This is a genomic window from Kitasatospora sp. NPDC089509, assembly GCF_044749365.1.
Taxonomy (GTDB): Bacteria; Actinomycetota; Actinomycetes; order Streptomycetales; family Streptomycetaceae; genus Kitasatospora.
The window spans coordinates 59,955-85,089 of sequence record NZ_JBIVHS010000007.1 but is presented as its reverse complement, the minus strand read 5'-3'; the positions used below and the strand labels follow the sequence as shown (position 1 = coordinate 85,089).

Sequence of the window (25,135 nt, the reverse complement as noted above, 5' to 3'; positions counted from 1 at the left end):
TTGCGGCGGGGTGGGGGCGGGGAGTAGGAAGGCGGCATGAGCGATTTCCCGACGAACGAGGCCGTTGTGAGCGAGGGCGCGGCGGTCTGCGACCTTGCGCCCGCCGTATCGGCGGAGGCGGCACTGCGGGAGGACCCGGCGGCGGTCGGGCCGCGCGCCGACTGTGTGCTCTGCGGTGAGCCGACCGTGCTTCCCGCCGATCAGCCGGGCAGCACGCTGTGCCCGACCTGCGCCTGGCAGCAGGCCCAGCGGATCGCCTGTTCCGGCTGAGCCTCCTCGGGCTCTGCCCGTGCGGGCGGGGCGGGCGGGGTCGGGGCAGGGGCGTCCTCTAGGCGTCCTCCCGTCCGGCCAGGGCCAGGGTCGAGCCGTGCCGGCCCTTGCGGACCAGCAGCTGGGCGGGGATCCGGCTGCGCAGGTCGGCCACGTGACTGACGATGCCGACCGCGCGGTCCCGCTCGCGCAGGCCGTCGAGGACGTCCATCACCTCCTCCAGGGACTGCTCGTCCAGGGTGCCGAAGCCCTCGTCGATGAACAGGGTGTCCAGCGGCATCCCGCCGGCCTCGTCGGTGACCACGTCCGCCAGGCCGAGGGCGAGCGAGAGCGAGGCGAAGAAGCTCTCGCCGCCGGAGAGGGTCGCGGTGTCCCGCTCGGTGCCCGTCCAGGCGTCGACCACCCGCAGGGCCAGGCCGGAGCGCTTGTTGCCGGTGCCCCGGTCGTCGCTGTGCACCAGGGTGTAGCGACCGCCGGACATCCGGACCAGCCGGGCGCTGGCCGCCGCCGCGACCTGCTCCAGCCGGGCCGCCAGCACGTACGACTCCAGGCGCATCCGCAGCCGGTTCTCGGTGGAGGTGCCGGCGGCCAGCGCGGCGAGCCGGTTGATCCGCCCGTACTGCTCCAGCACCGGGGCCAGCTCGGCGACCAGCTCGCCGAGGCCCTGCCCGATCGAGGCCAGCGCCGCGCAGCGCTCCTGGGCCGCCGACCGGGCCGCGTGCGCCCGGCCGAGCCGGTCGGTGGCGGCGTCGAGCGCGGCCGCGGCGGCGGGCAGGTCGACCGGTGGACGGGCCGCCGCCTCGACCAGCTCGGGCAGCGCCAGCTCGTGCCGGACGGCGGCCGACTCCGCGCGGTGCCGCTCCAGCCGGGCCTCCAGTCGTTCCCGTTCCTCGCGCGGCAGCAGGACGGCGAGGGCTGCCCGGGCGTCCGGGAAGCCCGCTCCGGCGGCGGCCTTGCCGAGCTCCTCCTCGGTCTCGTCCAGCCGGGCCCGGGCTTCCGCCACCGCCCGCGCGGCCCCGGCGGCCCCGGCGACCGCCTCGGCCAACGCGGTCAGCGCCGCGGCCCGGGCGGCGACCGAGCCGGCCTCGCCGCGGGCGACCGCGACCTTGGCCGTCAACTCCCGCTGCTCATCGCTCAGTTGCAGCAGTCGGTCGGTGAGCACGGCGGCGCGCTCCTTGGCCTCGCGCAGCTCGTCCAGCCGACGCGTGCGGTCCTGCGACAGCCGGGCGATCTCCTGCTCGACCCGGCCGAGCGCCTCCGCCTCGTGCAGCGCGGTGCGGTGCTGCTGCTCCAGCCCGGCGAGCGCGTGCGCGAGCACGTCCGCGGGCTCCGGACCGGCCGCGCCGACGGCGGTCGCCTCGCGCACCCGCAGCGCGGTCAACGCCTGGTCGGCCTCGCCCCAGACGCGCTCGGCCGCGGCCTGGGCCCGGCCGGCCCGCTCCTCGTCCTCGGCGCTCACCCGGCCGCCCTCGGCGGCCTCGGCGGGGGACGGGTGCTCGGGCGAACCGCAGACCCGGCAGGCCTCGCCCGAGCGCAACTGCTCGGCCAGTTCGGCGGCCATGCCCGCCAGTCGGCGGTCCCGCAGGTCCAGGCCGAACTCGCGGGCGTCCAGCGCGGCCGTGCGCAGCTCGACGACCCTCGGCTCGGCGGCCGCGATCTCCACCCGCAGGCCGTCCCGCTCCCGGGCCGCGCCCAGGCGGGTGGTCAACTCGGTGCGCCGACCGTCCAGTTGCTCGACCCGGGCGCCCGCCGCCTGGGCCCGCGCCTGCTGCTCCTCCAGGCGGGCCAGCTCGCCGTCGAACTCGGCGAGCCAGTCCTCGGCCTCCTCGGCCAGCTCCTCGGCACCCCGCCGCTCCTGCGTCAAGGAGTGCTGTTCGCGGGCGAGTTCGGCGCAACGCAGCTCCTCCGCCCGGGCCGTCTCCAACCGGACCACCTCGGCGCGCAGCCGCTGCTCGGCCTCGGCCAGTTCGGCGGCCCCCGCCTGGGCCAGGTCGGCGGGACCGTTGGCGTGGGCAAGGCCGTTGGCGTGGGCGGGACGGCTGGAGTGTCCGAGACCGTTGGAGTGGGCGAGCGCCTCCCGCCGTAGCCGCTCCGCGGCCCGGGCCCGTCCGAGCGACTCGGCCGCGTTCTCCCGCAGGCGCAGCGCCGACTCCACCCCGACCGCCGCCTGGGCGGCCGCGAGCCGCTGCCGGTCGCGCGCCGCGGCCGACTCGAAACCGGCCAGCCGCTCGGCCTCGGCCAGCGTCTCCCGGTGCCGGCGCTGCCGTCCGGCCAGTTCCTCGGCGAGCTCCCGGCGCTGCTGGGCCGACCGCTGCGCCGCCTCCGCGCCCGTGAGCGCGGCCTCGGCGACGGCGAGCCGTTCGGCCGCGCCGCTGCGCAGGATCGCCGCCCAGCCGAGCAGCCCGGCGGAGAGCTCGGCGTCGCCGTCCTCGCTCGGCACCCACTCCTCGGCGGGCTCGGCGCCGGGCCCGGCCGCCTGTTCCGCCTTGCTGGCGAGGTCGCGCAGCCGGCGCCGACCGGCCAGGACGACGTTCTCCTGGGCGCGGCGCCGTTCGGCGAGCCAGGCCTCGACGAGTCCGTAGCGCTCGGTGTCGAACAGCCGGCGCAGCAGCTTGCCGCGCTCCTCGGAGTCGCCCTTGAGGAAGCGGGCGAAGTCGCCCTGGGGCAGCAGCACCACCTGGCAGAACTGCTCGCGGCTCATGCCGATCAGCCGGTGGATCTCCTCCCCGGCCTCCTGGTGCGAGGTGCTGACCGGCCGCCAGCCGGGCGCGCCGTCGCCCGCATCGACGGCCCACTCGCGCAACAGGGTCTGCGGCCGCTCCACGGTGGTGCCGGTGCCGACCTTCTTCGGGCGGCGCTGCTCGGGCAGCCGGGTGATCATCAGCCGCCGCCCGCCCAGCGTCAGCTCCAGCTCCACCTGGGTCAGCCGCCCCGGATCGGCGTGGTCGCTGCGCAGCCGGTTGGCCCGGCGGGCGTTCGGCGTCTCGCCGTACAGGGCGAAGCAGACCGCGTCCAGCACGCTGCTCTTGCCCGCGCCGGTCGCGCCGCGCAGCAGGAACAGCCCGCCGGCGGCGAGCGCGTCGAAGTCCACCGTCTCACTGCCCGCGAACGGGCCGAAGGCGGTGACGGTCAGCCGGTGCAGCCTCATCGGGGCAGGTCCGCCTTCCGGTCGGCGCCCTCGCGGACGTGCTCGAAGCCCTCGCGCAGCCAGCCGAGCTCGTCCGCCTCCGGTGCGGCACCGGGGCGGACGTGCCGCAGGAAGCCCTCGGCGATCTCCAGGTCGCCCCGTCCGCTGACCCGGGCCGCGTAGGACCGGGTCGGCTCGGTTTCGCCGTCCTCGGGGTCGAACAGCAGTTGGAGGGTGTGCGGGAAGCGGCGGCGCAGCTTCTCCATCGGCTGGCTCGGGCGGGCCGGGTCGGTGAGCGTGGCCTGCACCCAGGACTGCTCGTGCTCGGCGTACTGCTCCTCGGTGAGCAGCGCCTCCAGCGGGCCGCGCAGGGTGGCGAGCGGGCGCGGCTGCGGGCAGTCGACGCGTTCGGCCGCCACCGAGCCGTCGGCGGCGAGGTCGACCAGCCACATGGTCTTGCGCTGGCGGACCTCGGAGAAGGAGTAGGCGAGCGGGGAACCGCTGTAGCGCAGGTGCGGGGCCAGGGTCTGGCAGCCGTGCAGGTGGCCCAGCGCGGCGTAGTGCACCCCGTCGAACACCGAGGTCGGCACGGAGGCGACCCCGCCGACCGCGATGTCCCGCTCGCTGTCGCTGGCCTCGCCACCGGTGACGAAGGCGTGCGCCAGCACCACGGCGCGGGTGCCCTCGGGGCGCGCCGCCAGGTCGGCCCGGACCTGCTCCATCGCCGCGCCGAGCACGGCCGCGTGCCCGCCCCGGGCCAGCCCGAACCGCTCGCGCACCAGCGTCGGCTCCAGGTACGGCAGCCCGTACACCGCCACCGGACCGTGCTCGTCCGCCAGCAGTACGGGCTCGGCGCACGCGCCCGGATCCGTCCGCAGGTGGATCCCGGCCCGGCCGATCAGACCGGCGCCGACCCCGAGGCGGCGGGCCGAGTCGTGGTTGCCGCTGATGAAGACCGTCGGCACCCCGAGGTCGGCCAGTCGGTGCAGCACGTCGTCGAACAGCGCGACCGCGTCCAGGCTCGGCAGTGCCCGGTCGTACACGTCCCCGGCGACCAGCACGGCGTCCACGCCCTCGGACCGGACCACGTCCACCAGGTGGTCCAGGAAGGCGCGCTGGGCGTCGTGCAGGCTCTCCCGGTGGAACGATCGCCCGAGATGCCAGTCGGAGGTATGCAGCAGTCGCATGGTCCCCGACCCTAACGCCCGGCACCGACAATCCCGGTGGGCGCAGTGGCCACAGGGGTTCAGGGGGGCTCCCGGGGATTTCGGGGAGTCCGGGGACGCCGGGGACGCCGGGAATTTCGGTGCCCGGTGCCCGGTGCCCGTCCCGGTCTGGTGGCCGCGTGAGGGGCACATTTTGTTCCCTCGATGCTCGGGTGCGCGGCGTTGTGGGTGGGCGGCGGGGCTGTGAGGGGCACATTTTGGCCCGCTGGGGTGTCCCTGATCGGCTCTCCAGGCAGCCTCGGGTGGTCTCAGGACGAGGGTGTTCGATTACTCGGGGTGGATTGTCAGTGGCTCTGTGTAGGTTCCGTGATGTCGGCGACTCCGGGATCCGGGGTGGTCGGTGCTGGTTCGTGCTGTTCCGTTCTGTTCTTTCTTTGTGTGCTGGTCGAGTGGATGGGAGGACCCCATGACTGGATGGGAGTCGGTGTACGAGGTGCCGGGCGTCGTGATGGTGCGGGGACGGTGGCCGCGGACGCCCCGGGCGTTGCTGTTCGGCGGGCGGAGGCCGGGGTCCGGTCCCGGGTCGGGGTTCGGTCCCGGTGGTCTGCCGGGAGGGGGGCCGGGCGTGCCCGGCGGGGCTCCGCCGCCCGGGGGTGGTCGGCCGCCGGGTGCGCGCGCCCTCGGCGGCGGTGCCGGCGGTGCCCGTGGGCGGCGCGGCGGCCGGGCCCGGGGCGCGCCGCCGCAGCCGGTGGCGCTGGCGCTGGCCGTGCAGGCGGCGGACTTCGCCGACTTGGCGGGGTACGGGCTGTTCGGTGCGCTCGGGCACGAGGAGTACCTGCGGCGGGCGGAGGGGCATCTGAGGGCCCTGTACGAACAGGGGCTGGAGGTGCACCTGCGGGTGCTGGAGGCGGGCGACTTCGAGGACTACTGCTCCGCGCTCGGCCTCGATCCCCGGTCGTCGGCCGCCCGGGTCGCGTACGCGGGGGATCCGGAGCTGGCCGGAGAGCCCTTCGTCTACGCGGGGCAGCGGCTGGCGGAGCTCGCCCCGGTGCTGCTGGACGACCACCGGGCGCGGGTGCGGATGTCCGTGGCCTGCGCCGTGCTGCTGGAGGCGCTGGGCGACGACCCGGTCGGGCAGCGGCGGATGGCGGCGGTGATGCGGTACGTGACCTCGGTCTACCTGGCGCTGGCCGAGGGGGCGGGGGAGGGCTGCCACCTGCTGACGCTGCGCTGCCACGGCCCGGAGGACGGTGAGCAGCTGACCTCCGCGGTGGACGTCTGCGTGGAGGCGGGGCGCCTGCAGCCGGCGGGGCGGGACGTCGAGGCGTTCTGCGTCACGCTCGCGGCCGGGGTGGCCTCCGGCGGCGAAGGGGCGCTGCTGCTGCACGGCGACCCGGACGGGCCGTCGGGTGGGTTCCCGGCGGGGCGCTCGTCGGACGGCCCGTCGGGTGGGGCGGGGTCCGGGCCGCGGGTGCGGGGCTGGGCGCTGGCCGGGGGACGTCTGCGGCCGATGACGGCCCACGAGGTGTTCGACGAGCTGGCCGACGACGCGGCGCGCGGGCTGCCCTTCCCGCCCGGTGTGGTCCCGCAGCCGGGGTTCCCGTTGCCGGGCTTCCCGGAGGCCGGGGGCGGAGGTGGGCCGCTGGGGTGATCAGGGCGTTCGTGGCCTCCGCATCCACCATGCGGCGCTGGGGACTGTTCATCGACCGCCTGTTCGGGGAAGATCGGAGAAGATCAACAGCAGGAGCGCGCGGTACCCCACGCCGCCGCTCCGGTCGCTCCGCTCCGAACCGTGCTCCGCAGGTCCGGCGAGCCCGACAGCGAGAGGGGGCGCGCGGCATGAGCCGGATCGAGTTCACGGCGGAGATCGCCGAGCTGCTCGGGAAGGTGCGCCGACGTCCCACGGCGGGCTGGCCGTGGCGGCCGGGCGAGCAGGTGCCGGACGGCTTGCCGGTGAAGCAGTCCTGGGGCTGGCTGTTCGCCCCGGACGGGCGGGTGCTGACCCTGGTGAACCCCCGGGACGGCATCTGCTCGTTGCCCGGCGGCTCGCTGGAGCCGGAGGACGACGGTGACCCGGCGGCCGCATTGGCGCGGGAGGCGGGCGAGGAGGCCCAGGCCGTGATCGGCCGGCCGTACTATCTCGGCTACCTCTACGACCGGGTCGGCTCGGCGAACGGCGGGCACGAGTGCGCGCGGGTCCGGATGGCGGCGGCGCTGCGGTCGGTGGGCCCGAGCACGGCCGACCCGGCCTCGGGCCGACACTACCGGCGGCTGCTGGTCGCGCCGGGCCTCGCGGTCGAGCTGCTGGGCTGGGGCACGCCCGGGCTGCGCCAGGCCCGGGCGGCGGTCGCCATGGCCGCCCACTGGCTCGGCGTACCCGAGGTCGCGAACGAGACGATCGAGGAGCTCCCGATCGGGGGCTGCACGGTCCTGCCGGGCTCCGTCTACCCGGGCACCGTCCACCCGGGTTCCGTCTAACCGAGCCCCGTCCACCTGGGTCCGTCCAACCGAGCCCCGTCCACCCGGGCGGCGGACGCGCCCCGGGGCGCTCAGCCGCGCCCCTGGCGGGTGTTCGAACGGCGTTCCGGGGCGGCCTCGACGGAGGGGACTCGCGCCGCTGAACTGACGCACCGGCGGCCGTGCGCTGACCATGGGTCGACGTCGAGCTGACTTCTCGAAAGTTTTTCATCTACACGCGATGACCGATGTGCGTCGACATAGACCCACACCCACCTGGGCGGACTCACGCTCCGTCGGGGACGGTTCACTTCTCCGCTATCAGACTGTCCGTCAATGTCCTTGGCATGACCGCTTCCCCGTACGGCTACTGCCTGGTATCCCTTCTGTGACCCGCGTCATATCAGGAGGTGCCATGCTCCGCCATGCTCGTGTCCTGTCCGTCGCCGCGATAGCGGCCGGTCTCACCATGTCGACGCTCTTCACGGCGTCGGCCGCCAATGCGGCCGGCGTCAACTACGTCGCCCTCGGGGACTCCTACTCGGCCGGCGTCGGTGCCGGTGGCTACCTGAGCGACAGTGGTAGCTGCAAGCGGAGCACCAACGCCTACGCGTATCTCTGGAAGAACACGCACAAGCCGTCCTCCTTCACGTTCGTGGCCTGTTCGGGTGCGAGAACCGGCGATGTGCTCAACAGTCAGATCTCCGCGCTGAACAGCGGCACCACACTGGTCAGCCTCTCGATCGGCGGCAACGACGCGGGCTTCGCCGACACGATGAAGACCTGCGTGCTGGGCTCCGACAGCGACTGCCTCAACGCCGTCAACACGGCGAAGAGCTACGCCACCAACACCCTGCCTGGCCAGCTCGACCGGGTGTACTCGGCGATCCACGCCAAGGCACCGAAGGCCCATGTCGTGGTGATGGGCTACCCGCGCCTGTACAAGGTCGGCGGCGACTGCCTGTTCGGCATCGGCGACACCAAGCGCGCCGCCATCAACGGCGCCGCCGACGCACTGGACGGCGTGATCGCCAAGCGGGTCGCCAACGTCGGTTTCACCTTCGGCGACGTGCGCAGTGCCTTCTCCGGGCACGAGATCTGCGGCTCGCTGGACACCTGGCTGCACAGTACGACGCTGCCGATCGACGAGAGCTACCACCCGAACGCGGCCGGCCAGGCCAGCGGGTACCTCCCGGTCTTCAGCCGCTCCTGAGCGGATCCGTCGTGACGTTCGCCGTCCGGTCGTCCGGGCGGTGCCGCTGACCGTGGTCGGAGTCGCCGTCTCTTCCCGTGATGCGGGAGGGGTGGCGGCGCCGGGGTCGCTGTCCTCCTGATCCCGGTCGGCCTTCCCCGACGGGCCCCGTCCTGCCCGGGGGCGCTCCGCCCTGCCACGCCCCGCCCGGCCGCGGCACGCCCCGCCCTGCTCCCGCACGCCCCGCCCCGCATCGGCGTGCGCGCACGTGCGCCGTCGTCATCGGTGCGCGCACGGACGCAGTCCCGCGCCATGCCAATCGAACCAGCGCCACCGCAAGGGCAGTTCACTCAAGCGACAGCTGACGATCCGTCAATTGCCTTGGCATGAACGCTTCCGTGTTCGATTACCGCTTGGTATCCCTTTCTGTGACCCGCGTCATACCTGGAGGTGCAATGTTCCGCCCTGCCCGTGCTCTCTCCGTCGCCGCGATAGCCGCCGTCCTCACCATGACGACGCTCTTCACGGCATCCACCGCCAACGCCGACGGCGTCAACTACGTCGCCCTCGGCGACTCCTACTCGGCCGGTGTCGGCGCCGGCAACTACCTGGGCGACAGCGGCAGCTGCAAGCGCAGCGCCAACGCGTACGCCTCCCTCTGGGCGAACGCCAACTCGCCGTCCTCCTTCACCTTCGTCGCCTGTTCGGGCGCCAGAACCGGTGACGTCCTCAACAGCCAGATCTCCGCGCTGAACAGCGGCACCACGCTGGTCAGCCTCTCGATCGGCGGCAACGACGCGGGCTTCTCCAGCACCATGAAGACCTGCGTGCTCAGCTCCGACAGCGACTGCCTCAACGCCGTCAACACGGCCGAGAGCTACGCCACCAACACCCTGCCCGGCCAGCTCGACCAGGTCTACAACGCGATCCGCGCCGCGGCCCCGAACGCCCACGTCGTCGTGATGGGCTACCCGCACCTCTACCAGGTCGGCGGCGACTGCCTGTTCGGCATCGGCGACACCAAGCGCGCCGCGATCAACGAGGCCTCCGACACGCTGGACGGCGTGATCGCCAAGGAGGTCGCCAACGCCGGCTTCACCTTCGGCGACGTGCGCAGTGCCTTCTCCGGGCACGAGATCTGCGGTTCGCTGGACACCTGGCTGCACAGCACCACCCTGCCGATCGACGAGAGCTACCACCCGAACGCGGCCGGCCAGGCCAACGGCTACTTCCCGGTCTTCAGCCAGTCCTGAGGTCCCCGGTTCCACCGTCCCGTCGGAGTCCTGTCGGAGTCCCGGCGTGACACCGGTGCCGCCGTCCGCTCCCGGGCAACCGGAGCGGACGGCGGCACCATCGCGTCAGCGCCGGTCGGGCGTCGGGCGCACCGGGGGGAAGGGGATCGCGGCGAGCGCCGGCAGCAGCTCCGCCTCCTCGTGGTCCAGGTGCGACTCCAACTCGTCCGCCATCCGGTCCAGTTCGGCCCGGAGTCGCTCCGGCTCGGCGACCTCGATGTCGGACAGCAGTGCCACCAGCTCCTCCTTGATCCGTCCGATCACCTGGTGCTGCTCGCCGAGTCGTTCCAGCACGGCGGCGAGCTCGGGGTGGCTGCGTGCCAGGGCCGGGAAGATCACCGAGTCCTCCCCGGTGTGGTGGTGGGTCAGTCCGGCACAGAACGCCAGGCAGTGCTGGCGCAGTTGCAGCCCGAGCCCGGCCGGACGCCCGGGGACGTGCGACCGCGCCTCCGTCCGGACGTGCCGCAGCTGGGCCCGTAGCCAGCCGTGGGTCTCCAGCAGCTTGTCGGCCAGGCTGCGTACCTCGTGCGGCCGGCCCGGTGGCGCTTCGGGCCGCTCCAGTACGACCACCGGCAACTCCCGCTCGGTGTGCGCCTGGTAGTCGCCGTACCCGGGTGCCGCGTGGACGACCGCGGCGAACAGCCGCTCCCGGCGGGGGCCTTCGGCGGGGACGGCGATCGCCTCGAAGGCCTCGGTGCCGAGTTCGACCCGGACCACCGGGTGGGTCAGCAGATTGCGGTACCACTGCGGGTGCTCCGGCGCCCCGGCGGCCGAGGCGACCACCAGGAGCAGCCCTTCGGCCCGGACGAACCCGAGCGGTACGGTGTGCGGCCGACCGGAGCGGGCCCCGGTGGTGGTCAGCAGGAGCAGGTCTCCGCCCGCGAACGGGCCGCCGACCCGACCGTCGTTGGCGCGGAACTCTTTGATGACGTTCAGATTGAAGGACATGGACATAGGTGTGTGGTGAAGTCTCCTGGGAATTCGGGGATTCGCGGCCACACGCGGTACCACGCGACGAACGGGCGGACACCGCGGTGACCGCCGAGGTCAGATCAGGGCAGCGGAGAAGGTGTTCATCGCGCATCGTCCCTTTACACGTCAGGTGCTGGCTCGGCTGCCGGCCGGCCCACTACTCTGTGGCCGACGCCGCGCTGCACGACCCCATTAGAGCCACGCCGCGGACGCCCTGTCAACGAGCATGATCACTATCGAAGGGGAGCCGGCACCGCGGTGGAGCACATCGTCGATCTCGACCGGGCCGCCGAACGGATCACCGCCCGGACCCCGCACTGGCACGCGGCCGGCCTGGTGGTCGGCGCACCGACCTGGCGGGCCGACGGCGCTCCCTGGCCGCAGCCGCTGGAGACGGACCGGAGTAGGGTCGCCGATCCGGATTCGGTCGGCGTCGAGGTGGTGGATCCGCGCACCGGTGCCGAACTGCACGTGGTGCTGTTCCGCGGTGGCTGGGCGGACGTGGACTACCTGGCGCGCGACTGGGCGGTCGAGGGGAGCGAGGCGTGTGAAGGGGAGACGGCGGGCGCCGGGGTGTTTCCGGCCCAGGGCATCGTCTCCGACACCGACTTCGAGGAGCGGCTGATCGCCTGGACGGTCGAGGTGTTCGGCCGCTGATCGGGCCGCGGCGAACAGTTGACAGGTCTCAGCGAACAGGTCTCAGCGAACAGATGTCGGCAAACAGATGTCAACGAACGGATTTCAGCGAACAGAGTTCAGATGACGAAATCTGTTCGCTGAAATCCGTCTGTTGTCAGCCGTGACCCGATGCGGTCAGTGCAGGTAGTCGATCAGTCCGGCCGGCTTCAGGCCTGCGGCGTCGGCGGCGGCGAGGGCGCGGGGCAGGTCGGTGGCGAGGGTGTCGGTCCAGTGCATCAGGATCACGTCGCCCGGCTGGAGCGGGCCCGGGTGCCAGATGTTGGAGGCGCCCCAGCTGAAGTCCGCGTCGGCGGTGAGCACGGTGCGGATGCCGCAGTTGGCGGCGGCCTGGAGGGTGTCGGCGTTCCAGGCGAAGTACGGCGGGCGGAACACCACCGGTGCGGTGCCGAACAGTCGGGTCATCGCGTCCCGCGCGTCGCAGATCTCGACCTGCTGCTGCTCCAGCGGGAGCTTGCTGAGGTCGGAGTGCGAGACGCTGTGGTCCTGGATGGACGAGCCGGGCACCGAGGTGACCCGCCGGAAGAAGTCCGGGTCGGTGCCGGCCGGCATCGGCAGCGGGAACGCCGTGATCGGCAGGTGGTGGTCGGCGATGAACCGCTCCGCCTCGGGGGTGCGTGTCCAGCCGTCGTCCACGGTGAAGAAGACGACCTTGTCGGTGGTCGGGATCGAGCCGGCCGCCGTCGCCGGGGCGGGTGCCGGGCCGTTCACCCGGACGTCGTCCACCGAGAACGGGCCCTGCTCGTACCAGCCGTGCACGTACAGCCGGATGCTGTGGGCGTTCCGGCCGGTGGTGAAACGGGTGGTCAGCTGCTGCCAGCCGCCGGAGGTGGTCTCGGTCCAGGCGGGGGCGACGTCCCGGCCGGTGCCGGTGGCGCCCAGGTAGACGAAGTTGCCGCGTACCCAGGCCGAGGCGGTGTACGTGGTGTCGGGCTGGACGGCGACGGTCTGCGCGCACTCGCCGGTGGAGTCGGCGTTCGCCGGGGTGACGGTGAGGGCCGAGGTGCCGGAGTGGGCGGCGGTGGTGGTGACGGCCGCTTCGGCCGGGCCGCCGGTGCAGTTCCATCCCGGGATGCTGCCCCAGTCGGCGAGGTTGGGGGAGGGCAGTTCGAAGCCGGGGTTGGTGACCAGGTTGACGGTCGGGGCGCCGGCACCGGCACTGGCGGAGGCGGCCGGGAGGGCGAAGGCGGTGAGCAGTGCGACGGAGGCGGCCACCGCGGACAAGCGGGCAGGTAGGCGCGCGGGCAGGCGCGTGGACATCGACACGTGAGGACTCCAGCAGGTGGGGGCACGCCCGTGGGGAGGGCGTGAACGGGAATCTGAACCGTGGAACCGGGGCGCTCCCGGAGGGGCGGGAGCGGGTGGTGCTGGTGCGCCGCACTCGGACCGAAGAGCAACAATGGACTGGACCAATCGACCCGTCAAGGGAACGGCAGGTGAACCGGCGGCCGAACACACCAGCCCCGAACGGGACAAGACGTCACGTCAGAAATAGTGCGGAGCGGTGAGGTTCAGGAGAGGTACAACTCCTCGATGTCCGACGCGTAGTGCTCCGCGATCGCCGCCCGCCGCAGCTTGAGCGAGGGGGTCAGCAGTCCCTGCTCCACGCTGAACTCCCGTGGCAGCAGCCGGAACGCGCGGATCGACTCGGCGCGCGACACCGCCGTGTTGGCCGCCGCCACCGCGCGCTGGACCTCCACGTGCAGCTGCTCGTCGGCGAGCACCGCCCAGGCGTCCAGCTGCTCCCGTCCGTGGGTCTTCAGCCAGTGCGCCAGCGCGCCCGGGTCGAGCGTGATCAGGGCCGCCACGTAGGGGCGGTCGTCGCCGACCACCAGGCACTGGGAGACCAGCGGATGTGCCTCGACCCGTTCCTCCAGGGCCGTGGGGGCGAGGTTCTTGCCGCTGCTGGTGACGATCAGGTCCTTCTTGCGGCCGGTGATGGTGAGGTAGCCGTCCTCGTCCAGCAGGCCCAGGTCGCCCGTCCCGAACCAGCCGTCGATCAGTGAATCGGCCGTGCACTGAGGATGGTTGAGGTATCCGCTGAACACCGATCCGCCGCGCACCCACACCTCGCCGTCGTCGGCGATCGCCACCGAGGCGCCCGGCACCGGGTGTCCGACGGTGCCGAGCTTCTGTCGTCCGGCCGGGTTGGCGGTGATCGCCGCGGTGGTCTCGGTGAGGCCGTAGCCCTCGTACAGGTGGAGCCCGGCGCCGGTGAAGAAGAGGCCCAACTCCCGCCGTAGCGAGGAGCCGCCGCACATCACCGTGCGCACCCGGCCGCCGAGCACGGCGCGCAACTTCGGGTAGACCGTCCGCTCGTAGGCGAGGTGGCGCAGCCGCAGGGCCGCGCCGGGCCCGGGGCCGCGGCCGAAGGCCTTCTGTTCCCGGGCGGCCGCCCACTCGACGGCCACCTGCCGGGCCTGCTCGAAGAGTTCGGCGCGACCGGCCGCCTCGGCGGCGCGTCGGGCCCGCTGGAAGATCTTCTCGAAGACGTACGGGACGGCGTGCAGGAAGGTCGGCCGGAAGCTCTCCAGGGCGGGCAGCAGGGCGTCGGTGGAGACCTCGGGGACGTGGCCGATCCGGAAGCCGCCGCGGATCGCCGCGATCTGCACCGCCCGTCCGTAGACGTGTGCCAGCGGCAGGAACAGCAGGGTGGCGGGCTGGCCGGAGCCGCCGGTGTCGCGGAGCACCTCGCCCCAGCCGGCGAGCAGCGCGTCGGCCTCGGCGGCCAGGTTGGCGTGGGTGATCAGGCAGCCCTTGGGGCGTCCGGTGGTGCCGGAGGTGTAGACGACGGTCGCGATGTTGTCGGCGGTGACGCCGAGCCGTTGGCGGTGTACCAGGGAGTCCGGGACGTCCCGACCGTCCTCGGTGATCGAGGCGACGCAGTCCCGGTCCAGCTGCCAGATCCCGGTCAGGTCGGGCAGGGCGTCGCAGACCGCCCCGACGGTCATCGCGGCGTCCTCGTCCTCGACCAGACAGGCCACCGTCTGGGTCTCGGCGAGGATCCAGCGCACCTGCTCGGGTGCCGCCGTCGGGTAGACCGGGACGGTGATCGCGCCGATCGACCAGAGGGCGTAGTCGAACAGTGTCCACTCGTAGCGGGTGCGGGACATCAGGGCGACCCGGTCGCCGTAGCGCACGCCGCGGGTCAGCAGGCCCTTGGCGAGGGCGAGCACCTCGTCCCGGAACTCCCGTGCGGTGACGGCCTGCCAGCGTCCTTCGCCGGTGCGGCGGGAGAGCTGGACCAGGTCGGGGAGGCGGTCGGCGGTGTCGTACAGGGAGTCGGCGAGTCCTCCGGTGGCCTCGGGCCCGGCCGGGGCGGGGGTGGTGAACTCGCGCACATTCCTCCCCGGTTCGCGTCCCTCGGCGCTGTCCGCCGACCCGGCGCGCGAGCGCCGGAGGGCGGCGCCCGGTCGCGCGGGGTGGAGCGAAACTATCGGATCGCCCTGTCACTGCCCAGGGTTGTGACGGCGACGCGACGAGATCGGCACGGGCCCGTACGAATGGTGTCGCAGTTGGGGAGGAGTCGAGGAGACGTCCGGGCGGCGGGCCGGGGGGCGACTGCGGGGTGGGGCACAGGGCGACCACAGGGCGACCACGGGGTGATCGCGGGGCGGGGCACCGGGTGACCGCGGGGCGGGGTACGGGGTCGGAACAAGGTAAGAAGTGGTGAAGAAGTGGAATGGTTCGGCCCTCGAACGTGTGGTCAGGGCGTAGTAGAGTCTCGCAGACCTGTGGCCGGGACCTCCTCCGGCTCCCTCGCCCCAGGGCTCCCCACGCCCCGCCGAACCCGCCGCTCCAGCGGCCCGGATACCCTCCGAACCGCTCCCCGTCCGCGCCTGGCACTTCCCGACCGAGGACTCCATGCGTCTGCGCAGCAGCTCGATCCGCGCGAAGATCATCGCGCTGCTCCTGGTGCCCATCGTCGCGCTCGTCGCCCTGTGGGCGTACGCGACGCTCGCCGCCACCGGGGACGCCTGGAACCAGCTGGCGATCAGCCGTACGTACAAGGAGTACGGGGCGGCGGTGGACCAGTACACGGGCGACCTGCAGAACGAGCGCCGCGCGGCCGTCCAGCACCTGGCCGACCCGAACTCACCGGTCGCCCGGGACGCCTTCGAGCACGCCACCACCGCCACCGACCGCAGCCTCGCGGTGCTGCGGCAGAAGAAGGACGGCGCCGGCGACCGGCTCTCCACCGCCCAGCGGGCCCGCCTGATGCAGATCATCGCCGCCGCCGACCAGCTCGGCCCGCTGCGGGCCCAGGTCGGCCGGCTGGCGCTCAACTGGGAGTTCGCGCTCGGACAGTACAACGACCTGGTCAGGCCGGTGTTCGGCTTCCGGTCCGCCTACGTCGCCCGGCAGAGCGGCCAACTCCCTCGGCAGGGCACCATCCTGATCGAGCTGGTGCGCGCCCGCGAGTACCTGGCGCAGGAGGACGCGGCCATGGAGGGCCTGCGCACCGGCGCGACCCGGCCCACCGGCGAGCAGTACCAGACCGCGCTGGACGCCCTGCACAACCAGCAGGCGCTCTTCACCGTCTACATCGCCGAGCTCGAACCCGCCGACCAGTCCGACTACCTAGCCCTGCGCGGCGGCGAGGCCTGGGGCGCGCTGGCGCGTGCCGAGGCCGACTTCGTCGGCGCCGGCGGCCCCGACCGGGTGGTCCAGGCGCTCAACGGCGATGACTGGCGGCAGACCGCCGACCGGTCGCTCGGCGACCTCTCCGCCATCAACTCCCGGATCGGTGCCGGGCTGGACGACCGGGGTCGCTCCGCGGCCGTCACGGCACTGTGGCGCGGCGGCATCGCCGGCGCCGTCGGCCTGGTCGCCGTGGTGCTCTCGGTGCTGATCTCGTTCCGGATCGGCCGTGGCCTGGCCCGTGAACTGATCGGCCTGCGCAACGCCGCCAACGAACTCGCCACCACCCGGCTGCCGTCCGTCATGCTCCGGCTGCGCCGCGGCGAGCCGGTGGACGTGGCCGCCGAGACACCCGAACTGCGCTTCGGGCAGGCCGAGATCGGGCAGGTCGGGCAGGCCATCAACGCGGTCCAGCGGGCCGCCGTGGAGGCCGCCGTCGAGCAGGCCGAACTGCGCCGGGGCGTCGCCGCGGTCTTCGTCAACCTGGCCCGGCGCAGCCAGGTGCTGCTGCACCGGCAGCTCACCCTGCTCGACACCATGGAGCGCCGCACCGAGGACCCGGCCGAGCTGGAGGACCTCTTCAAGGTCGACCACCTCACCACCCGCATGCGCCGGCACGCCGAGGGCCTGATCATCCTGGCCGGTGGTTCGCCGGGGCGGGCCTGGCGCAAGCCGGTCCGGATGGTGGACGTGGTCCGGGCGGCGATCGGCGAGGTCGAGGAGTACGCCCGGGTGATCGTCCGGCCCTTCCCCGGCACCGGCCTGCTCGGCAGCGCCGTCGCGGACGTGACCCACCTGGTGGCCGAACTGGTGGAGAACGCCGCGGTGTTCTCCCCGCCGACCACCCAAGTCACCGTCCAGGGCGAGGTGGTGGCCCACGGCTTCGCGCTGGAGATCGACGACCGCGGCCTCGGACTGAGCGAACAGCTGCTCGCCGAGATCAACGAACGACTCGCGGTGGAGCAGGAGTTCGACCTCGCCGACACCGACCGACTGGGACTGTTCGTGGTCAGCCGGCTCGCCCGCCGGCACGGCATCCGGGTCCACCTGCGGCCCTCCCCGTACGGCGGGACGACGGCCGTGGTGCTGATCCCGCGCGAACTGCTGGCGGAGGCGCCGGACGGGCTGCCCGAGCCGCCCGCGGCCGGTGCGACCGGGGGCGGGGGACGCCGCCCGGCGGGCCGGACGGCGGGACGACGCGACCTGGTCGCGGTGCCCGACCCGGGCTCCTCCGCCTCGTCCGGTACGGCCACGGATGCGCCGGCGGGCTCGGCGCCCGTGGCGGGGACGGGCGGGCGGCACCGGGGGAGCGGCGGTCCGCGACCGTCCGCGCCCGAGCCGGGCCGCACGGCCAACGGGCTGCCGCGCCGGGCGGCGCGGACCAAGGGCGGACCGGTGCTGGTGCCCGCGCCGGGGGCGGACGTCGACGGCGGAGCGGGTACGGGGCGGCACCGGCGGGACCTGGCGGAGGCGGCGGCGTTCCCGGACGCGGCTCCCGTGGACGTGGGGCCGGTGGTCCCGTCTTCGGTGGAGCCGTCTTCGGCGAATGCGGTGCCGGTGGACGTGGTGCCGGCGGATGCGGTGCCGGTGGACGCGGTGCCCCGGACACCTGGTGGCCTGCCCCGGCGGGTCCGGCAGGCGAACCTCGCGCCGCAGCTCAAGGAGCAGGCGAAGGAGCGGCTCCGCGCCGAGGCCGGGCCCGAGGACCGGGCCGGTCGGTCGGGCGCGCAGTCGGCCGAGTCGGCGGAGGCCCGGGAGGCCCGGGAGCGCTCGCCGGAGGAGGCCAGGGCCACCTTCGCCTCGTTCCAGCGCGGCTTCACCCGGGGACGCGGGGCCACCGGTCCGGTCGGCTCGCCCGGCTCGCTCAGCCGGACGGGGCCGCCGGCTTCGCAGGGCTCGGCGGGCTCGGCGGGCTCGTCGAACGCCAGGCCCGCCGCCGTACCCGTTTGGCTGCCGCCGGACCCGTCCCGGCGGGCGATCAGTCCGGCGCCCGCCCCGGCGGCGCTGCCCGCACCCGCGCCCGGAGACTCCGACCGGGCGTCGCTGGCCCGTCGGATCCCGCCCGGCCAGCCGGTCCGGCGGAACCCTGCGACGGTCCCGCCCGTACCACCAGTGACACCCTCGACACCCGTAGCGCCGGCAGGACCCGGAACGACCGCAGTACCAGCAGTGCCCGTAGTACCCGCACCACCCGCTCCAGCGGAAGGAACTGATTCATGACCACTTCGACGCAGCCGTCCGGGGACCTCAACTGGCTCCTGGACGACCTGGTGGGCCGCGTCGCGGCCCTGCGGCACGCGGTGATCCTCTCCAGCGACGGGCTGGCCACCGGCGCCTCGCGCGACCTCGACCGTGAGGACGCCGAGCACCTGGCGGCCGTCGCGGCCGGGTTCCACAGCCTGGCCAAGGGGGCCGGCGGGCACTTCAAGGTCGGCGGGGTCCGGCAGACCATGGTGGAGCTGGACGAGGCGTTCCTGTTCATCACGGCGGCGGGCGACGGCAGCTGTCTGGCCGTGCTGAGCGAGGCCGAGGCGGACATCGGCCAGATCGCCTACGAGATGGCCCTGCTGGTCAAGCGGGTCGGCGAGCACCTGGCCGCCGAACCGCGCACCGAAACCGCCGCGCCGAGGGGCTGAGCGGTCCGATGGCGGATCCCAAGGCGGACGGGCCGGGCGGCCCCGCGGCGCACGACGGCCGGGCGGTGCTCGACGGCCCCGTGGGGCACGACGGCCCGGCGGCGCTCTACGACCCGGCCCCGGCGGTGCCGGAGGGGCCCGCCGAGGGCGTCGGCTTCGACGGCGTCGCGAGCAGCGGCGGGAGCGACGGCGGGAGCGACGGCGCGGAGCCGGAGCAGGGGACCCCGGACGACCCGGAGGTCGACCTGTTCCGTCCGCGCACCCCCGTCGACGACCGGTGGTTCGACGACGAGGCCGGCCCGGTGGTGCGGCTCTACTCGATGACCCGGGGCCGTACCCGGCCGGTCGAGGACGGCCTGTTCGACCTGATCTCGCTGATCACCGCCAAGGAGCCCGGGCCGGACGCGGGGGCCGTGCCCGCGAGCGTCCTCGACCCGGAGCACCACACGCTGCTGGCCTGGTGCCGCCACGAGCCGCTGTCCGTCGCCGAGCTCGGCTCGTACACCGATCTGCCGGTCAGCGTCGTGCGCGTCCTGCTCGGCGACCTCTACGACGCCGACCTGATCAGCGTCACCCGACCCGTTCCGCTCGCCGAGCTGCCGGACGAGCGCCTGCTGCGAGACGTGATCAATGGACTCCGTGCGCTCTGACCCGATCCCGCCGAGTGCCACGCGGAGCACTCCGCGGGGCACCCCGCCGAGTGCCGTGCGAAGCGCTGCTCCGAGCGCCCCGTCGGCGTCGGACCGGAGCGCCACCGAACCGCGCTGGCGCGGTGGCCCGGCCGTCGCCGTGAAGATCCTGGTGGCCGGCGGGTTCGGCGCGGGCAAGACCACCCTGGTCGGCTCGGTCAGCGAGATCCGGCCGCTGCGCACCGAGGAGGAGCTCAGCGAACTGGGCCGCCCGGTGGACGACACCTCGGGGGTGGAGGCCAAGCGCACCACCACGGTGGCGATGGACTTCGGCCGGATCGACCTGCGGCCGGGCCTCGCGCTCTACCTGTTCGGCACGCCCGGGCAGGACCGGTTCTGGTTCCTCTGGGACGAGTTGGCGCGCGGCGCGCTCGGCGCGGTGGTGATCGCGGACACCCGGCGGCTGGCCGACTGCTTCCCCTCGGTGGACTTCTTCGAGCAGCGCGGCATCCCGTTCCTGGTCGCGGTCAACTGCTTCGAGGGCACCGAGCGGTTCGCCCCGGAGGAGGTCCGGGACGCGCTGGACCTCGACCCGGGGATCCCGGTGATGCTCTGCGACGCGCGGCTGCGGGAGGACGGGAAGGAACTGTTGGTCGCCCTGGTCGAGCACGCCGCCGACCGCCGTCGCCGGGCCGCCGCGCGGACCTGAGACTCCGTGGGATCGCCGCTGGTCAGGAGTGCTTCGTGCACCCGACGTCTCATTCGGCCGTCCACATGGCGGACGCTCGTCGTGCGGAAGGTTGCCTAGACAGGCTCGGGCGTGGAAGGCTCTGTGGACGAAAGCCGTCCCGGCCATGCCGTCGGGAAGGTCGGGAACGTCCTGTTCACACCGGTCCGTTCGGGCCGGTGGGTCCGTACGGACGCCGCCGACCGGCCACCGGCCTTCGACGATCCGACGCGGCACCGTCGCCGCACACCGGAGCGCGGCAGGTCGCCGCGCACCCGCAGCACGACGAGGCAGGACGAAGGGGGAGGGCAGCAGGGATGACCGTCGGCCAGCGACGCATCACCGCCGTGCCCGGCCCCGTCATGCCGGTGCTCACCGTCCGCCGCTACATCGACCACGCGCTGATCTGCAGCGCCTGTTGTCGCTGACCGGCCTCGCCCCGACCCGGTACGTCCCCGGCACCTCCGGCCCACGCGGGCCGCTGCCGCCCGACGCACCGCCGACCCCGTCGACCAGGCCGTAGCGGATCGCCCGTCAGGTGCGTCCGCGGCCGACCGATCCGGCCCCGCCCAGCGGAGAAACCACCAGTGAACATCGCCTGCCCCAGCAAATCCCCCGGTGTCGCCGGTCCCCCCGGCGTCGACGGTCTCACCCGGGACGGCCGGCGGGGTCACCTCGACCTCGAACCGTTCTGGCCGTCGCGGCAGCCGCACCTGTTCGATCAGACGTGTCCGGGCTCGCCCAGCGCGTCCCGGCCCTCCGCCCGCTGACACCGGCCCACCCGGTCCAGCTCCGGCAGTACGCCCGGTCGACGCGCAGACGACTCCACCCCGTCCGTCACGCGCGAAATGAGCGGCACACCATGTCTTCCTCCTCCACGGCCACCCTGCCCCTGCCCGCCGCGACCCCGCACCTGCGCGCGGTCCGGTCCGTTCACCCCGTCTCCGTCCTCCCGTCCGTCTCCGCCGTCCCGCCGCACACCCCGGCCGTCGGGCCGCACCGCCCGGGCGTGGGCCAGGCCCTCGCGCCGAACCGCCAGGGCGGCGCGGGACCGGTCGTCGGCCCGCAGCCCGGTGCGGTCGCACCGCCGGCCCCCGCCTCGCTGCTCGCCGCCCTGCCGGAGGGCGCGACCGTCGTCGCCGCGCTGCCCCACGGACTGCTGCCGCAGGGCCTGCTCGCCCAGTACGGTGCGCAGGCCGGCGCGGCCGCCGGGCACCCGATGGTCGGCTACCTGGTGCTGGTGCCGGCCGAGGGCCTGTCCGCCCCGGCGGGCGTGCCCGGCGCGGCCGGTGCGGCCGGGGCCGCTGCGACCGGTGCCCTGTCGGGCGGCGCTCCGGGCGCCGTCCGCCCGGTCCGACCCGCCGGCCGCGGCATCAGCGTCGACGCCGAGCGGCGCAACGCCTATGTCGACGGGCGGTTGCTCGACCTCACCTACCTGGAGTTCGAGCTGCTGGCCCACCTCACCGAGCACCCGCAGCGGGTGCACACCCGGGACCACCTGGTCTCGGCCGTCTGGGGCTACGGCCACGTCGGCGACGGCCGCACCGTCGACGTCCACGTCGCCCGGCTGCGTCGCAAGCTCGGACCGGCCTACCGGGACTCGATCGTGACGGTGCGTCGGGTCGGGTACAAGTACACGCCGGTCAACTGACCGTCGCCGATTCGCCGATTCGCCGAGTCGTTAAGTCGTCCAGCGCCGTAGCGGGTTGTCCGTTCGTTCCGTGAACGGGCGGCCCGCTGCGGCTTGTCGGCGTGTCAGGGCGCGGTCGGGCCGGGCGGTCGGGCCGGACACTCAGGGGCGCTGGTCGGGCGGCAGCAGGAGGACGGCCAGGGCGTCGGCGCAGGTCCGGGCGTGGCCCAGGAACCAGCCCAGTCGGTCGTCGGTGAGGTGCGCGGGAGTCGAGCGGACCGCGAGCGCGAACCGGGCCTGCCCGGCCGCGTCCAGGACGGGCACCGCGACGGTCCGCACCCCGGCGGCCGACTCTCCGTCGTTCAGGGCGTGACCGGCGGCCCGGACCTTGGCCAACTCCTCCTCCAGGGAGGCAGGTTCGGTGATCGTGCGGTCGGTGAAGGAGGCCAGCGGACCCAGCGCGGCCACCGCGGTCTCACCCGACCGCGGCCAGGCGAGCAGCACCTTGCCGAGCGCCGTCGAGTGCAGCGGCCGGCGCAAGCCCAGGCCGGTGTCCGGGCGGACCGAGCCGCCCACCAGGATCACCGCGTGCGGACCGCTGCGGATCGCCAGGTCGGCGGTGGTCTGGGTGCGCCGGGCGAGCAGGTCGAGCTCGGGCCCGGCCAGGTGCAGTCCGCGCTGGTGGAAGCTGAGTTGGCCGAGTTCGGCGACGGCCGGGCCGAGCCGGTAGCGGGCGGTCTGCTCGTCCTGTTCCAGGAACCCGGCGCTGACCAGAGTGCGGGCCAGCCGGTGCGCGGTGGACACCGGGAGTTCCATCCGCCGGGCCAGGTCCGAGGCGCTCAGGTCCGGGCCGTTGTCGTGGAAGCAGTGCAGCAGCCCGAGTGCGCGCTGGACGGCCTGCGCACCGGCCGGCGGGTTCTGGACGGCGGTGGCGGCCTCGGCCATGGCAACTCGCGTTCGGTCGGGTGGCTCCGGGCGGACCGCCGGAGGGAGTCTCAGCGTAGGGCAGCCGGTGCTGCGGGAATGTGTCAACGGTGTTGCAATGGGAAGGCATTGATGAACAACTGATCCCACCATGTGGCAAAGGCTTGCCTCCGGTTCGGCCACCGTGGAACGCTCCTCGCATCGCGCTGCCCAACCCCTCGGGCCGGGGCGCGCCCGAACAGGAAGGAGTGGCGCCGTGATGTCCCACCGGTGTCTCCCCTCCTGTGCCTGTTGTCGCTGACGCACCCCGCGCCACCCGCTCCTGTCACCGCTCGCCGGTCACAACTCTGCTGCGCCCGAGGCCCGATGGCCCGCAACGTACTCGATCGCCGCTGCTTCCGGCTGCCGCCGGAGCCCCCGGAGAGGAACAACTCCCGTGTCCAGTCGTTCGCCAGGTTCGCCCGCCCTCCCCGAGACGCTCTGGTTCACCCGCTGCCCGGTGCCCACCGCGACCGGGATCGCGGCCGACCAGGGCTGGCTGGCCCGGGAGTTCGCCGCCGACGGGATCGCCGTCCGCTCGCTCCAGGATGCCCCGCCGGAGGTGGCCGCCGACCATCACTACACCCATGCGCTGACCGGGCTGTTCCGCGAGGGCGGCAACGTGCCCGCGCTGTGGGCCCGTTCGCGGGGCGAGCCGACCCGGCTGATCGGGCTGACCTGGATCGAGGAGCGGCAGGTCGTCCTGGTCCGGGCCGGGAGCGGGATCGGTGAGCCCGGCCAGCTGCGCGGGCTGCGACTGGCGATCCCACGTCATGGGATCGGCATCGACTTCTGGCGGGCGATGGCACTGGCGGGTTTCCGCGGCGCCCTGGGGCTGGCCGGTCTCGGGCTGGCGGACGTCGAGCTGGTCGACGTCCCGGCGGTCCGGGGCGGCGGGCAGTGGTCCGCCGAACTGTCCGCATTGCGAGACGGTGTGGTGGACGCGGTGTACGTGAAGGGGGCGCTCGCCGTCGAGGCCGCCCGCCGGATCGGCGCGGAGGTGGCGGTGGAACTGGACACGGCGCCGGACCGCCGGGCCCGGGTGAACAACGGGACGCCCCGGCCGGTCACCGTCCACCAGCGGCTGCTGGACGAACACCCGCGGCTGGTCGCCCGGTTCCTGGCCGTCCTGCTGGAGGCCGCCGACTGGGCGGCCGAGCGCCCGGCGGAGGTGGCCCGCATCCTGCAGGCCGAGACGGGGGCCGGCGCGGAGGGTGTCGCTGGGGCGTACGCGGCGGGTGGTCACCGCACCCTGCACCTGGATCTCTCGGAGGAGCGGCTTGAACTGCTGGCGCAACAGGAACGATTCCTCGGCGGACAGGGGTTCCTCGCCGCGTCGGTGGACGTCCGCGCCTGGGCCGACCCGGAGCCGCTCCGGGCCGCCCGTGCGCTGCTGCGCGAACGGCGGGGCGTGACCGGCTGACCGTCCTGTCGTTCGTCCGGTCGTTCCTCCGTCTGGCGGTTCCGGCCCCGCTCCATCGGCAGCGCTCGACGAACAGCCGTCGGCGAACGTCCCCCAGTGGACGGCCGCAGGCGAACAACTTTCAGCGAACAACTTTCAGCGAACAGAGTTCAGACAACAGGGTTCAGCGAACAACATCTGAAAGTTGTTCGCCGTCATCTGTCACTTGTTTTGGAGACCCCCGTGAACACCGCCCGCCTCGCCCTCGCCGCCACCGCGCTGCTCGCCTCCACCGCCCTGGCCGCCTGCGGCTCGACCGCCGACGGGGCCAAGGGCTCCGCCGAGGGCGGGGCCGGTGGCACGACGGACGTCGTGCTCCGCCTGCCCGACCCCGGCAACAACGGCTTCCTCGCCCGTGGCAAGAAGGACGGCTCGCTGGACCAGGCCCTGGCGGCCGTCCACGCCAAGGTCGCCTGGACGGGCAGTGCCGGCCCCTTCGCCCCCGCCGCCCAGGCGCTCTCCGCCGACCAACTCGACGTCGCCCAGGGCTCGATCACCTCGGCCGTCGCCGCGCTCGCCCAGAAGCCCGGCTTCAAGCTGTTCGCCCAGACCGCTCCCGACGGCGTCGGTGAGGGGATCCTGGTCAAGAACGACTCCGCCATCAAGACCGTGCAGGACCTGGTCGGCCGGAAGGTGGCGGTGTCCCAGGGCGGCACCAGCGAGTACCTCCTGCTCAAGGCGCTGGAGAAGAACGGCGTCCCCGCCGACCAGGTCCAGCGGGTCTACCTGCGGGCCGACCAGACCTCGGGGATCTTCAACTCCGGCCAGGTGGACGCCTGGGCGACCTGGAACACCTTCTCCACCCCCACGATCGCCAACGCGGGCGCGCACTTCCTGGTCGACGGCAAGGCGATCGGCTCCGACAACTACGCGGTCTGGGCGGTGCGCAACGGCTTCGCCGACAAGCAACCCGAGGTGGTCAAGGCCTTCTACGCGTACCTGCGCGACAACGGCCTGAAGGAGAAGGCCGACCCGGCCGCCTACCTCAACGTGTTCACCGACTCCGGCCCGACCGCCGTCACCGCGGCCGAGAAGGACGTCGCGGTCAACGTCGGTCGGCAGGGTGCGGCGGCCGCCGCGATCTCCGAGGCGGACACCGCCCGCTTCGGCACCGTCGCCCGCTTCTTCGCCGACCAGAAGGTCACCAAGCAACTGGTCGACGTCAAGCCCTATCTGATCGACATCGACAAGCTCGGGGACGGTGCCAAGTGACCGCCCCGGCAACGGGACGAGCGGACGGCCCACCGCAGCCGGCGCACGCCGCCGAGGAGACCG

General features: G+C 73.7%; 19 protein-coding genes. 13 read left to right on the top strand and 6 right to left on the bottom strand.

Features of this window, described 5'->3' with window-relative positions; genetic code table 11:
• The first annotated feature begins 36 nt into the window (after positions 1-36).
• Complete coding sequence (locus tag ACIP4P_RS17095) at positions 37-270, top strand: hypothetical protein (RefSeq protein WP_350513413.1); 234 nt, start codon at positions 37-39, stop codon at positions 268-270.
• A 58-nt stretch (positions 271-328) separates the two neighbouring features.
• On the opposite strand, the gene ACIP4P_RS17090 is transcribed toward ACIP4P_RS17095, so the two are convergent.
• A complete protein-coding gene (locus tag ACIP4P_RS17090) occupies positions 329-3,418 on the bottom strand; it encodes an AAA family ATPase (RefSeq protein WP_400919080.1) in 3,090 nt (1,029 codons plus the stop codon).
• Entirely contained in the window at positions 3,415-4,584 is a 1,170-nt protein-coding gene (locus ACIP4P_RS17085) for an exonuclease SbcCD subunit D (protein ID WP_400919077.1), read from the bottom strand. Before ACIP4P_RS17085 ends, ACIP4P_RS17090 begins: the two co-directional genes overlap by 4 nt.
• Before the next feature lie 604 nt (positions 4,585-5,188).
• On the opposite strand from ACIP4P_RS17085, the gene ACIP4P_RS17080 reads away from it, so the two are divergent.
• The 4 genes from ACIP4P_RS17080 (at position 5,189) to ACIP4P_RS17065 (ending at position 9,465) form a co-directional block, all read left to right on the top strand.
• The gene (locus tag ACIP4P_RS17080; protein ID WP_400919074.1) at positions 5,189-6,214 is read left to right on the top strand and encodes a hypothetical protein; all 1,026 of its coding nucleotides are present in this window, start codon (positions 5,189-5,191) and stop codon (positions 6,212-6,214) included.
• Positions 6,215-6,402: 188 nt separating this feature from the next.
• Entirely contained in the window at positions 6,403-7,041 is a 639-nt protein-coding gene (locus ACIP4P_RS17075) for a hypothetical protein (protein ID WP_400919071.1), read from the top strand.
• A gap of 394 nt (positions 7,042-7,435) precedes the next feature.
• Complete coding sequence (locus tag ACIP4P_RS17070) at positions 7,436-8,233, top strand: SGNH/GDSL hydrolase family protein (protein ID WP_400919068.1); 798 nt, start codon at positions 7,436-7,438, stop codon at positions 8,231-8,233.
• Between the two features lie 434 nt (positions 8,234-8,667).
• Positions 8,668-9,465, top strand: a complete 798-nt coding sequence (locus ACIP4P_RS17065) for an SGNH/GDSL hydrolase family protein (protein ID WP_350513419.1) — start codon at positions 8,668-8,670, stop codon at positions 9,463-9,465.
• 105 nt (positions 9,466-9,570) lie between these two features.
• On the opposite strand, the gene ACIP4P_RS17060 is transcribed toward ACIP4P_RS17065, so the two are convergent.
• A complete protein-coding gene (locus ACIP4P_RS17060; RefSeq protein ID WP_400919063.1) occupies positions 9,571-10,458 on the bottom strand; it encodes a nitroreductase/quinone reductase family protein in 888 nt (295 codons plus the stop codon).
• Positions 10,459-10,734: 276 nt separating this feature from the next.
• Between ACIP4P_RS17060 and ACIP4P_RS17055 the strand changes: the two genes are divergently transcribed.
• Positions 10,735-11,133: a hypothetical protein gene (locus tag ACIP4P_RS17055; protein ID WP_400919060.1), complete on the top strand. Its 399-nt coding sequence runs from the start codon at positions 10,735-10,737 to the stop codon at positions 11,131-11,133.
• Positions 11,134-11,289: 156 nt separating this feature from the next.
• On the opposite strand, the gene ACIP4P_RS17050 is transcribed toward ACIP4P_RS17055, so the two are convergent.
• On the bottom strand, positions 11,290-12,432 hold the full coding sequence (locus ACIP4P_RS17050; protein WP_400919776.1) for a polysaccharide deacetylase family protein: 1,143 nt from the start codon (positions 12,430-12,432) through the stop codon (positions 11,290-11,292).
• Between the two features lie 251 nt (positions 12,433-12,683).
• Entirely contained in the window at positions 12,684-14,513 is a 1,830-nt protein-coding gene (locus ACIP4P_RS17045; RefSeq protein ID WP_400919058.1) for an AMP-dependent synthetase/ligase, read from the bottom strand.
• Between the two features lie 523 nt (positions 14,514-15,036).
• Between ACIP4P_RS17045 and ACIP4P_RS17040 the strand changes: the two genes are divergently transcribed.
• The 5 genes from ACIP4P_RS17040 (at position 15,037) to ACIP4P_RS17020 (ending at position 21,456) form a co-directional block, all read left to right on the top strand.
• Entirely contained in the window at positions 15,037-18,033 is a 2,997-nt protein-coding gene (locus ACIP4P_RS17040) for a nitrate- and nitrite sensing domain-containing protein (protein ID WP_400919055.1), read from the top strand.
• On the top strand, positions 18,030-18,449 hold the full coding sequence (locus ACIP4P_RS17035; protein WP_350513424.1) for a roadblock/LC7 domain-containing protein: 420 nt from the start codon (positions 18,030-18,032) through the stop codon (positions 18,447-18,449). The genes ACIP4P_RS17040 and ACIP4P_RS17035 overlap by 4 nt, the downstream gene beginning before the upstream one ends.
• Positions 18,450-18,694: 245 nt before the next feature.
• Positions 18,695-19,099: a DUF742 domain-containing protein gene (locus tag ACIP4P_RS17030; protein ID WP_400919774.1), complete on the top strand. Its 405-nt coding sequence runs from the start codon at positions 18,695-18,697 to the stop codon at positions 19,097-19,099.
• Positions 19,100-19,238: 139 nt separating this feature from the next.
• Entirely contained in the window at positions 19,239-19,787 is a 549-nt protein-coding gene (locus ACIP4P_RS17025; RefSeq protein ID WP_400919772.1) for a GTP-binding protein, read from the top strand.
• An 880-nt stretch (positions 19,788-20,667) separates the two neighbouring features.
• Positions 20,668-21,456, top strand: coding sequence for a winged helix-turn-helix domain-containing protein (locus tag ACIP4P_RS17020; protein ID WP_400919051.1), 789 nt, complete (start codon positions 20,668-20,670; stop codon positions 21,454-21,456).
• 141 nt (positions 21,457-21,597) lie between these two features.
• On the opposite strand, the gene ACIP4P_RS17015 is transcribed toward ACIP4P_RS17020, so the two are convergent.
• Complete coding sequence (locus ACIP4P_RS17015; protein WP_400919048.1) at positions 21,598-22,380, bottom strand: IclR family transcriptional regulator; 783 nt, start codon at positions 22,378-22,380, stop codon at positions 21,598-21,600.
• A 415-nt stretch (positions 22,381-22,795) separates the two neighbouring features.
• Between ACIP4P_RS17015 and ACIP4P_RS17010 the strand changes: the two genes are divergently transcribed.
• Positions 22,796-23,821, top strand: a complete 1,026-nt coding sequence (locus ACIP4P_RS17010) for an ABC transporter substrate-binding protein (RefSeq protein ID WP_400919045.1) — start codon at positions 22,796-22,798, stop codon at positions 23,819-23,821.
• A 222-nt stretch (positions 23,822-24,043) separates the two neighbouring features.
• Complete coding sequence (locus tag ACIP4P_RS17005) at positions 24,044-25,072, top strand: NrtA/SsuA/CpmA family ABC transporter substrate-binding protein (protein WP_400919042.1); 1,029 nt, start codon at positions 24,044-24,046, stop codon at positions 25,070-25,072.
• Positions 25,073-25,135 lie beyond the last annotated feature (63 nt).